Raw genomic sequence first — 9,294 nt, forward strand, 5'->3', positions numbered from 1 at the left:
ATTTTCTATAACATCTGTTACATGCTTTCCTAAAACCTCTTTTTCACTAACTCCCAAAAATTCCTGATAGGCATGATTAAATCTTATAATATAGCCATCTTTATCAACAATTACAATTCCTTCATAGGCATTATCCAGGATAGTTTCCAGGATATCAATATATTTTTTCATTTTTGTTATTTTTTCTTCTTTTGTATCTCCCTGATTATTATCCTGGAAAAACATATTCTTCCTCCTATTATAATAGTTTTCTTTTAGAAAGTTCTATTAAATCATCTAAATTTCCTTCCCAATCAGGTTCAAAGGGAGTACCTTCATCAACTAAAAAGTCTTTTATCAAATATGTTTTCATCCCTACTTTTTTAGCAATCATATCCTCTTTTGAATTATTACCAATCATGATAGCTTCTTCAGAATTAAACTCTATTTTTTGGGAAATTTCACTATAAAATTTGGGGTTTGGTTTTGCATAATGCATCTCCTCATAACAGGTAATATAATCAAAATCAGTTGGATCAATACCTGCCCATCTTATTCTTTCCTCTATAGCTTCCAGGGGAAAAAGAGGGTTAGTGGCTAAAATTAAGTTTTTATCTAATTTTTTTAAGATTTCAATTAACTCCGGAGCTCTTGATTTTAAATCTAATTTCTTTTTTAATTTTGGATACTTATTTTTGTAAAAATCATCAAAACGTTTCATGATTTTATTTTCATCTTCTATATTAAGTTTATTAAAAAATTCCTTTTTAAAAACTTCTTTATTTACTCTTTTCCCATCATTTTTTATCATTTTTTCGGTAGCCTGCATCAAAATCTGAATAAATTCTTCTTTATTTTTCAAATCAGCAAACTCTTCAGTTAAAGCCTGAAAATATAATTTTAAAAAATAGTCCATATCAATAGGTAAAAGAGTTCCATCCAGATCTAATAAAATATTTTTTTCTTTTAACAAAATAATTCACTCCCTCAGGAATTGTTAGAAATCATATCCTGGATTTTATGAATTCTCTTCAGATGTTCTTCATCTTTAAAACAGGCTCCAAAAGCTTTGGTTTCATATTCGCTTTTTTTATCTCGCCCTGAATTACAACTATAATTAATTACATCTTTGATTAGAGCTACCGCCTGTGAAGATTGTTCTGCAATTTCATGGGCCAGTTCCTTACTTGTTTCCAGTAAATCTCGTGGAGTAACAACCTTGTTAACAAGTCCTATCTCATAAGCCTGAGAAGCATCAAAGATTTCACCAGTAAACATAATTTCTTTTGCTCTCCCCACTCCTATTAATTCAGGTAAACGCTGAGTACCATCAAAACCTGGAACAATCCCAAGTCTTACTTCAGGCTGGCCAAATCTGGCTCTGGTACTTGCAACTCTAAGATCACAGGCAAGAGCCAACTCAAGTCCACCACCTAAAGCATAACCATTAATTGCTGCAATTACAACTTTTGGTGTTTTTTCAATTAAATTGCAAATCCGCTGGCCCTGTCTGGAAATTTCCTCTGCTCTTTCTGAATCCAGTTTTTCCAGCCAATCAATATCAGCACCAACAGTAAAGGCTTTTCTTCCTTTTCCCGTGATAATTATTGCCTCAACTTTTTCATCCTCTAATAATTCTTTTATTTTCTTTTCAAAAATATCCAGGAGACTTTGATTATAAGCATTTAATACTTCTGGCCGATTTAAATAGATTATGGCCAGAGGGGGAGTATACTCAATATCCACTAATAACTTAGCCATTATTATCCTCCTTAAGTTTAAAGAAATATATATTTAAAATTAATTATTTAAAGCAGCTTTAATAAAACTTACAAAAAGTGGATGAGGTCTATTAGGACGCGATTTAAATTCTGGATGAAACTGTACTCCGACAAACCAGGGATGATCTTCTAATTCAACAATTTCTACTAATTTTTCATCAGGGGATAAACCGGAGAAAATCATTCCTTTTTCATTTAGTTTATTGCGATATTCATTGTTAAATTCATACCTATGACGATGACGTTCATCAACACTTTCTTTTTTATAAGCTTTTTTAGAAATAGTGTTTTTAACTAGCTCACAGGGATATTTACCCAGACGCATTGTTCCACCTAAATCTTCAATTTCTTTTTGTTCAGGCATAATATCAATAACAGGATACGGTGTTGAGGGATCAAATTCAAAACTATTAGCTTCATTGAGATTTGCAGCATTTCTTGAAAATTCTATTACTGCACACTGCATACCAAGACAAATACCAAAGAAAGGAATATTATTTTCACGGGCATATTTTATAGAATTTATTTTGCCTTCAATACCACGATCACCAAATCCACCAGGTACCAAAATTGCATCCAGATCAGCTAAATGTTCTTCTGGATCTGAATCTTCAAGGTCTTCAGCATATATCAAATCAATTTCTACTTCTGCATCATTGGCAACTCCAGCATGATCAAGTGATTCATTAATACTTATATAGGCATCAGGTAATTCAACATATTTACCAACAATACCTACTTTTACTTTTTTATGTCTAACTTTCATATCTTCAATCATGGATTTCCATTTTTTTAGATCCGGTTTTTCAACTTCATTTTCCAATTCAAATTTTTCAATTACAATATCATCCAGTCTCTCATCTTTTAAAAAGAGGGGTATTTCATAAATATTATCTGCATCAGCCAGTTGAATAACTGCTTTTTTTTCTATATCACCAAATAAAGCAATTTTATCTTTAACTTCTTTGGTAAGATCACGATCTGAACGACAGACAACTGAATCAGGTTGAATTCCCAGACTGCGGAGTTCTTTAATACTATGCTGAGTTGGTTTAGTCTTTAATTCTCCAGCAGTTTTTAAATAAGGTACAAGAGTACAGTGTAGATAAAATATGTTTTTCTGTCCTAAATCACTTCTTAGCTGTCTGATTGCTTCTATAAAAGGAAGACTTTCGATATCTCCAACTGTACCTCCAATTTCAGTAATTACTACATCTGCTTCTGTTTCTTTTCCAACTTTGGTTATTCTATTCTTTATCTCATCTGTAATATGAGGTATAACCTGAACAGTGGCTCCTAGATATTCACCTTTTCTCTCTTTGCGAATAACAGAACCATATACCATACCGGTAGTAACATTGTTATTTTGACTTAAATTAGTATCAATAAAACGCTCATAATGACCAAGATCCAGATCAGTTTCTGCACCATCTTCAGTTACAAAAACCTCACCATGTTGATAGGGACTCATTGTCCCGGGATCCACATTAATATATGGATCAAATTTTTGAATACTGACATTAAGTCCACGACTTTTTAAAATCCGTCCAAGTGAGGCAGCAGTTATTCCTTTTCCGAGAGCAGAAACTACACCTCCAGTCACAAAAATATATTTCGACATTTTTCCTATTCAACCCCTTATTTATTATAATTAAATTAATATATTAAGAATTTTAAATCCTAAATAAATCCCAACAATTCCTGCAATTCCAGGTAATGCAGGTGGTGCGGGAATAGGTAAGTTGAAGAATGAGAAAACTGCTCCAACTAAAGAACCAGTTATAAGAGCTAATAAAGTATCACTCATAACTTAAACCTCCTTATTTTGTTGATTCCCTCGCCCACCCGTTCACCTTTAAAGATGAACAAAATTATTTTGATACTACATTTGATCCGGTGCACTTATTCCAAGTACATTTAATACATTACGTAATACCTGTCTTGCTGCTTTTACTAGATACACTCTTGCTTTTGATAATTCTTTATCATCAGTTATAACTCTACATTTATTATAAAATACATGGAATGCATTTGCCAAATCATAAGCATAATTTGCTACATGATGTGCTTCTTTTCTTTCTGCACTTAATTTTAACATTTCAGGATAATGAGCCATCATTTTCATAAGTTCCATTTCCGCTTCATGAGTAAGATTGCTTAAATCAACTTCAGAATCTAGATCAATATCTTCATCTAAATTTTCCATAATACTTTGGATTCTTGCATGAGCATACTGGATATAATAAACTGGATTATCAGTGTTTTCTTTTTTAGCAAGTTCTAAATCAAAATCAAAATGACTGTCTGTACTTCTCATTACATAGAAGTAACGGGCAGCATCTTTTCCTACTTCTTCCATAACTTCTCGCATAGTAACAAAGTTACCAGCTCTTTTGGACATTGGCACAGTTTCTCCATCACGAAGTAAGGTAACCATCTGGACAACAATTACTTCTAAAGTATCTTTTGGATAGCCAAAAGCCTGAATAGAAGCTTTGACTCTTGATATATATCCATGGTGATCTGCTCCCCAGATATTTATTAATTTATCATAACCTCTTTCCAGTTTGTTCAAATGATAGGCAATATCGGCAGCTAAGTAAGTTTTATTTCCATCAGATTTAACTACAACTCTGTCTTTATCATCACCAAATTCTGATGCCTTAAACCAAACTGCTTCATTTTCTCGATAAATATATCCTTTTTCTTCAAGTTTTTCAATAGCTTCATCAATCTTATTTTCGTCATGTAAATATCTTTCACTAAACCAGACATCAAAATCTATTTCAAATTCTTTAAGGTCCTTTTTGATTGTTTCTAAACAGCGATCATAGGCAAATTCTCTACAAAATACCAGTTGTTCATCTTCAGGAAGATCTAAAATTTCATCACCTTTTTCTTCCTTTATCTCTTCGGCAATATCTGTTATGTAATCTCCTACATAAGCTTCTTCAGGCATTTCTACATCCTGACCTAAAACCTGTTTATATCTAACTAGAGTAGATTTTCCTAAAACATCCATCTGATTTCCAGCATCATTAATATAATATTCTTTGTCAACCTCAAAACCAGTAGTTTTTAAAATTCTACTTAAAACATCTCCTACTACTGCTCCTCTACTGTGGCCAACATGTAAAGGACCGGTCGGATTAACACTCACAAACTCTATTTGTACTTTTTCACCCTGACCAAAATCAGTTTCTCCATAATTTTTACCATCTTCAATAATTTTGTGAACTGTATCATAAAGCCAGCTATTATCTAAGGTAAAATTAATAAAACCAGGGCCAGCTATTTCAATATCTTCTACTAAATCTGAAGAAAATTTATCTACCAAAATATCAGCTACTTCTCGCGGAGAAGTTTTAAAAGTACTGGCAAGAACCATCGCTAAATTAGTAGCATAATCACCATGTTCTTTTTCGCGAGGTATTTCAACCTCAATTTCCGGATATTCCTTAAGTTCCAGACCCTTTTCCTGAACAGCTTTATCTAAAGCTGTTTTCAAATTTTCTTTAAGTTTCTTTTCCACTTTTGCCATCATATTTTCTGTCATCATCCTTCAACCCCTTTCCTTTGGTAATAAACTTCTAAACTATTTTTTCCTATAACCTCACCCATTAGATATTGAGTATATTCTAATTCAATCTTCCCCTCTGATTCATCTAATTCAATTTGAATATCCTCAGTTTCTACCTCAAGGCTAACCTCCTGTTGATTAATCTGATAAAAACCTTCAGTCTTTTCTTTTTCAACAAAGTCCTGTTTCATTGCTGCTGGTTTGGCTCTCATTAGTAAAACTCTGTTTTCTTCAGGCTCAATTTTAAGAGTAGTTTTAGCTCCTTCAATACCTTCAGAATAATCATTATAAATTAGATAATAAATATTGTTTTTAATATAAAAAAAGCCTTCACTAGAATTTGTTAAAAAATCAGTTTCGGCACCTTCCACATTTTGTCTGTTTTTTATTTCAATATTTACCTCATATTTCATAAAAAAACCCCTTCAAAGTCAAAAACCACAGCTTAACACTGTGGTTTTAATAACTATCTTACACTTTTATTATTATATACTATTTGTTTTCTTTTGACAAGCTCTATTTAAGTCCTAATTTTTTCACTAATCTTCCTTTTGGTGCATAACCAACGATCTTGTCTTTTACTTTTCCATTTTCAAAAACAATCATTGTTGGAATACTTTGAACACCATAACGAGCAGCTGTTGACTGATTTTCATCAACATTTAATTTTGCAACTTTTACTTCATCTGCATATTCACGGGCTATATTTTTCATAACAGGCTCAACCATTTTACATGGTCCACACCATTCTGCCCAAAAATCAACAATTACAGTCTTATCTGCCTTCATAACTTCACGATTAAAATTTCCATCAGTAACTTTTACCGGTTTACTCATTAATTATCTCCTCCATTTAAAAATTGAAATTTATATTATTTTATTTAGGCTATAGCCTTTTTAACTTTACTTACTATTGCTTTAAGTGGTACAGCACCAACCTGTTCAGCAGCTCCATCATTTATTACTGTTTTAGGTACTCCAGATACACCAAACTTATCAGAAAGCTCTGGGAATTCTACTGCTTCAACCATATCTCCTCTTATATTATCATTAACCATTGCCATTTGATGTGCTACTCTAACTGCACGTGGACAATATGGACAACTTGGAGTAATAAATACCTGTAGTTTTACTTCAGAATCTATTTCTTTAATCTTTTCTATCATATCTTCGGGAATATCAGGCACTTCACGAGAAAGATCAATTATACCTTCAATTATAGTATTAAATTCATAACCTGAAGGAATTCCATATAAACGGACTCCCCTATCTTTACCATCTTCATCTACAAAAATTGTAGCAGGAGCCATTTCAATATTGTATTTTTCAGCTTTATCACTATCGAGATCATTTACTTCCAGACTAATTCTATCATCCAATTCACTGATCTCAGTTAATATTGCTTCAGTATCTTCACAGTATTCACAATCATCTTCTTTGGAGAAATAAAGTATATTTACGTCTCCCTCCATTTTATCGGAAAACATATCTTTTATTTTCTTTTGTTCATCTTCACTAATCTTAGGCATCAAACCAACTCCTTTTAATAATTTTTTTTCACGTTTTATTTTCACTATTTAATATTATAACTGATTTTAGAATTTTTGAAGTTAAATACATTACATTTGTGAAAAAAAATTATTATTTTACTTAGGAGGCATTAAGGTTGCCTGTCCTTTAATTACCGCTTTATCTTTTTGATTAGTACAGATTGTTTTCATTACAACTCTATTTTTTTCTTCATTTTTTTCTATTACTTCAACTTCGGCAGTTATAGTATCATTGAATTTAACCGGGGCTCTAAATTCTAATTCCTGTTTTACATATATTGCTCCCGGTCCAGGAAGTTTAGTTCCCAAAACAGTTGAAATTAAGCCAGCACCTAACATTCCATGAGCTATTCGGCCCTCAAACATTGTATCATTTGCATACTCCTCATTAATATGAGCAGGATTAAAATCTCCAGTAACTCCTGCATAATTAACAACATCAGTTTCAGTTATAGTTTTTGTAAAACTTGCCTTTTCTCCCATTTCCATTTCTTCAATACTTTTTCCTTTTAACATTATTATCTCCTCCTCTTGTTATTTGTTATTATTTTCACATGTTGATTTAAAAAATATATTTGCTTTTTAAATACAGGCTCCCCAATTTAGGGGAACCTGCTTATTTATAGTTTTACTCATTCATAAATACATAATATCCTAAATAAGTATTATAAACATCTACTTTACTTACTACTTCATAGGGAGAATGCATTGAGAGAACAGCTGGCCCGGAGTCTAAGACATCCATATTATAATTGGCCATGAATTGAGCAATAGTTCCTCCTCCACCCTGATCAGTTTTACCAAGTTCAGCAATCTGCCAGATAACACCTTTATCATTAAATAAAGATCTAATATGTCCAACAAATTCTGCAGTTGCTTCTGAAGAACCACCTTTACCTCTAGAACCAGTATATTTAGTTAATACCAATCCTTTTCCAAGATAAGCAGCATTGTTTTTAGCATATACATCTGCAAAATCCGGATCAAAAGCAGCACTAACATCTGCAGAAATAGCTTTGGAATTTTCAAGAATTTTTCTTACAATTAATTCACTATAATCATCATAATAACGATCTGTCATTTCTGCTACTGTATTTTCAAAAAATCTAGACTGCATACCTGTACTACCCATACTACCTATTTCCTCTTTGTCTACCAAAAGGGCCATAGCAGTATAAGAAGGATTTTCTAAATCAAGTAAGGCCTGTAGTGCAGTATAACTACATACACGATCATCATGGGCATATCCCATCAATAAACTGCGATCAAAGCCAACATCTCTGGTAGTTCCTGCTGGTACTACTTCAATATCAGCACTTACTAAATCTTCTCCACTTATATTATATTTTTCATCTAATAGATTTAGAACACCTTTTTTGATTTTTTCTTTTTCATCTTCATCATCTTCTACTGGAATACTACCTGTAACAATATTTAATTGCTGGGCATTAATTCCTTCTCCTAATTTTTTCTTAACCTGATCCTGAGCCAGGTGAGGTAATAAATCACTTATATAAAATACTGGATCATCTTCATCCTCTCCAATATTTATATTAATTTTACTACCATCTTCTTTTATTACAACTCCATGGAGTGCAAGTGGTATAGTGACCCACTGATATTTTTTAATTCCTCCATAATAATGAGTATTAAAAAAGGCAAGTTCACCATCTTCATAAACAGGATTTGGTTTTAAATCAATACGAGGAGCATCCATATGAGCCCCCACAATTCTCAATCCTTCTTCAAGATCTTTTTCACCTATAATTGCAGCAATCAAAGCTTTTTCTCTATTTATAGCATAAACTTTGTCACCTGCTTCTAATTTATCTATATCCTCAATATTAATAAAACCTTCTTTTTCTAGTAATTCTACTGAACTTCTGGCAAATTCACGTTCTGTTTTGTTCTTAGATAGAAATTCACCATATTCATTATTAAATTCAAAAATTTCTTCTTTTTCTACTTCTTCCATTTCTGTCCATGCATTTTTTGCTTCATAAGCTTTATTTTCACTCATCTTATTCCTCCTTTTGAAATTAATATCAAAAACAACACTTTAATATTATAACTTAAATATTTTAAAATATCAATAATATTTTTGAAAATTTTATATTTTCACCATGTTTAAAATTATAATTATCAAGTTAAGGTTGTTTTTATTTAATAATGTATTAAAGCATTTTTAATCCTGATAAAACTGGTAAAGTATTTTACTGAACTAATTTAGAAATTTTAATATAATTAAATAAATATATCTCATAAAGAAAGGAGTACTTATATGCAGGGTGATATTTCTATACTAATTGCTTTCACTGCCGGAACACTTTCTTTTTTCTCTCCATGTGTACTACCACTTATTCCATCATATATTACATTTTTAATAGGCGATTATTCAAAACAA

The 9,294-nt window shown here is 31.7% G+C and carries 12 protein-coding genes; 1 reads left to right on the forward strand and 11 read right to left on the reverse strand.

What is annotated here, in order from left to right; all coding sequences use genetic code 11:
* From VJ881_00495 to VJ881_00545, 11 genes are all read right to left on the reverse strand, one after another.
* On the reverse strand, positions 1–225 hold a 225-nt coding region (locus VJ881_00495), incomplete at its 3' end, for a PAS domain-containing protein (GenBank protein HKL74517.1).
* Positions 226–238: 13 nt separating this feature from the next.
* Positions 239–952 carry an HAD family hydrolase gene (locus tag VJ881_00500; protein ID HKL74518.1) on the reverse strand — a complete coding sequence of 238 codons (714 nt, stop codon included), beginning with the start codon at positions 950–952 and terminating at the stop codon, positions 239–241.
* A 14-nt stretch (positions 953–966) separates the two neighbouring features.
* On the reverse strand, positions 967–1,740 hold the full coding sequence (locus VJ881_00505) for an enoyl-CoA hydratase-related protein (protein ID HKL74519.1): 774 nt from the start codon (positions 1,738–1,740) through the stop codon (positions 967–969).
* Positions 1,741–1,779: 39 nt separating this feature from the next.
* The gene (locus tag VJ881_00510; GenBank protein ID HKL74520.1) at positions 1,780–3,381 is read right to left on the reverse strand and encodes a CTP synthase; all 1,602 of its coding nucleotides are present in this window, start codon (positions 3,379–3,381) and stop codon (positions 1,780–1,782) included.
* A 30-nt stretch (positions 3,382–3,411) separates the two neighbouring features.
* Positions 3,412–3,567: a XapX domain-containing protein gene (locus tag VJ881_00515; protein ID HKL74521.1), complete on the reverse strand. Its 156-nt coding sequence runs from the start codon at positions 3,565–3,567 to the stop codon at positions 3,412–3,414.
* A 75-nt stretch (positions 3,568–3,642) separates the two neighbouring features.
* Positions 3,643–5,319: an arginine--tRNA ligase gene (gene argS, locus VJ881_00520; GenBank protein ID HKL74522.1), complete on the reverse strand. Its 1,677-nt coding sequence runs from the start codon at positions 5,317–5,319 to the stop codon at positions 3,643–3,645.
* Complete coding sequence (locus VJ881_00525) at positions 5,316–5,753, reverse strand: DUF1934 domain-containing protein (GenBank protein ID HKL74523.1); 438 nt, start codon at positions 5,751–5,753, stop codon at positions 5,316–5,318. Before VJ881_00525 ends, argS begins: the two co-directional genes overlap by 4 nt.
* A gap of 103 nt (positions 5,754–5,856) precedes the next feature.
* On the reverse strand, positions 5,857–6,177 hold the full coding sequence (gene trxA, locus VJ881_00530) for a thioredoxin (GenBank protein HKL74524.1): 321 nt from the start codon (positions 6,175–6,177) through the stop codon (positions 5,857–5,859).
* 44 nt (positions 6,178–6,221) lie between these two features.
* Positions 6,222–6,869 (reverse strand): thioredoxin family protein, encoded by a 648-nt coding sequence (locus tag VJ881_00535; GenBank protein ID HKL74525.1) that lies wholly within the window; start codon positions 6,867–6,869, stop codon positions 6,222–6,224.
* Positions 6,870–6,986: 117 nt separating this feature from the next.
* Positions 6,987–7,406, reverse strand: coding sequence for a MaoC family dehydratase (locus VJ881_00540; GenBank protein HKL74526.1), 420 nt, complete (start codon positions 7,404–7,406; stop codon positions 6,987–6,989).
* Between the two features lie 112 nt (positions 7,407–7,518).
* Entirely contained in the window at positions 7,519–8,910 is a 1,392-nt protein-coding gene (locus VJ881_00545; GenBank protein HKL74527.1) for an aminopeptidase, read from the reverse strand.
* Between the two features lie 261 nt (positions 8,911–9,171).
* On the opposite strand from VJ881_00545, the gene VJ881_00550 reads away from it, so the two are divergent.
* A partial coding sequence (locus VJ881_00550; GenBank protein ID HKL74528.1) for a cytochrome c biogenesis protein CcdA occupies positions 9,172–9,294 on the forward strand: 123 nt, incomplete at its 3' end.

The organism is Halanaerobiales bacterium, assembly GCA_035270125.1.
In the GTDB taxonomy this organism is placed as follows: domain Bacteria; phylum Bacillota; class Halanaerobiia; order Halanaerobiales; family DATFIM01; genus DATFIM01.